The following is a 1,213-nucleotide window of genomic DNA, read 5'->3' as shown; positions in this document are numbered from 1 at the left end:
CAGGGCTATCGCATTTGGCCGAGGATGGCTCTGGCGTATTCGTCGGACCAACCTGCCCGCTTTCGCCTGGCTCGGATTGAGTCGGTGTTGTTGGCGGCTCGCACGACGTTGAGAGCAAGCTTGCGCAAGACAGCGAGATTTTCCGGTCCGTGGTCCTTACGGTTGCGTGCGCGATCCTCGTCGAAGCTGGTGTCGAGTACCCAATGGACGGCGGCCTCGATTGTCCAGTGGCTGCGGACAGCCTTGGCCAGTGCCTTGGCGTCCAGCTGGGCAGAGGAAAGATACAGGGTGCGCGTGGTGGTCGTGCGTTGATCGGCACCGGTGACGGTGCGTTCGATCAGACCCAAGGTCGCCAAGCCCGGCAAGGGTGCCTCGTCGGGAAAGCGGCGGTCGGAAACCAACCACGCGACCTCCGGGCTTGTCCAATGGCGGCGCACCTCGACCCGACCATGATCGGCGTCGGTGGTGACGTGGGCGTCACCCAGCACCGTCGCCGGGTCCGTGAAGTAGCGCTCCACCTCGGCCCGCAGCGTCGGCCGGTTGTCCTTGAGCGGAAACAGCCAGTCGCCGCCTCGCTTTTGGATGAGGCGGGCGGTCTCCCCCTGGCAATGCAAGGCGTCGCCAGTGACCAGCACGCCTTTGAGGTCGAACAGTTCCAGCAGCGCCCGCGCTGCGGTGATCTCGTTCTCGCCCGCCGCCACCGCCCGCTGCCCCACCACCATACGGGCACCGGAAGCGAAGGCGGTGACGACGTGCAGCGCCGAGCGACCGGCGGCCCGGTCGAAGGAGCGGCGCAACGTCTTGCCGTCGATTGCCAGAACCCCGGCGCCGTCCTCCCCCAGATGTCCGAGAAATTGCTCGAAGCAGCGGGCAAACGCCGAAGGGTCCAGCAGGCGGAAGATACGCGAAAAGGTGTCGTGGCTGGGCAAACCACCCGCCAACTCCAGAAATTCTTCGAACAACGCCCGCCGGTCGCGGGCGAACAGCGCGAAGTCCACGCAGCTTTCCGCACCACAAATCGACGCCGTCAGGGCGATCGTCAGCACGTCCAGAAAGTCGTGCCGACGGGCGTTGCCCGTCCGTGGATCGGGAAGCCCCTGAAAGGAAATACGAAACAGACCAGACATCGACCCAGCTCCCGCCATAAGGGCCGACATACAGAATCCATTTCAACGAACGCTGCTACTCATCTTTTCCAAATGCGATTCCCGTG

The 1,213-nt window shown here is 64.3% G+C and carries 1 protein-coding gene; it reads right to left on the bottom strand.

Annotation, left to right across the window (positions count from 1 at the left end):
- Positions 1-5: 5 nt before the first annotated feature.
- A complete protein-coding gene (locus EJ903_RS26325; protein ID WP_126620817.1) occupies positions 6-1,127 on the bottom strand; it encodes an ISAs1 family transposase in 1,122 nt (373 codons plus the stop codon).
- Between the last annotated feature and the right edge of the window lie 86 nt (positions 1,128-1,213).

It is taken from the genome of Azospirillum griseum, assembly GCF_003966125.1.
GTDB classification, from domain to species: domain Bacteria; phylum Pseudomonadota; class Alphaproteobacteria; order Azospirillales; family Azospirillaceae; genus Azospirillum; species Azospirillum griseum.
This window is presented reverse-complemented; position numbering and strand designations above follow the sequence as displayed.